The organism is Planococcus chinensis, from assembly GCF_020071995.1.
Lineage (GTDB): Bacteria > Bacillota > Bacilli > Bacillales_A > Planococcaceae > Planococcus > Planococcus chinensis_A.
Map to the genome: position 1 here is coordinate 1 of NZ_JABWTK010000034.1, position 472 is coordinate 472.

Annotated in this window: 1 protein-coding gene and 1 pseudogene; both read right to left on the reverse strand. The window is 64.8% G+C overall.

Features of this window, described 5'->3' with window-relative positions; all coding sequences use genetic code 11:
• Positions 1–242, reverse strand: a pseudogene (locus HU147_RS19160) (CheR family methyltransferase); the annotation flags it as partial.
• A partial coding sequence (locus HU147_RS19165; protein WP_224077666.1) for a response regulator occupies positions 239–472 on the reverse strand: 234 nt, incomplete at its 5' end. The pseudogene HU147_RS19160 and the gene HU147_RS19165, both read right to left, overlap by 4 nt.

Here is a 472-nt window from a genome sequence, read left to right on the forward strand (position 1 = left end):
TCACGGAACATCTCCGACACCTGCACTGTGAAGAACTGCATCGCCTGCGCGAACAGGTCCGGCTCGTGCAGCAGGCGGTGCTGCAGGTCGGCCAGCCGCTCGCACTCGTAGCGCTGCATGGCCTGGCGGATGCGCCGCCGCAGCGACGATACCGCGTAGCTGCGGAAGTCGTAGTGGTAGCGCTGGTACAGCGCTTCCAGCAGCACCTTCAGTTCCAGGTCGAACAGCGCCTGCTCGTTCATTGCCGCGAGCACCAGACACGGCACAGCGAGACCAGCTTGTCGACATCGATGGGCTTGGCGATGTAATCGTTGGCACCGGCCTGCAGGCATCGCTCACGGTCGTCCGGCATGGCCTTGGCGGTCAGCGCGATGATCGGCAGGTCCTGCAGGTGGCGCTGCGCGCGGATCTCGCGCATCGCGGCCAGCCCATCCTTCTCCGGCATCATGATGTCCATCAGCACCAGATCGAC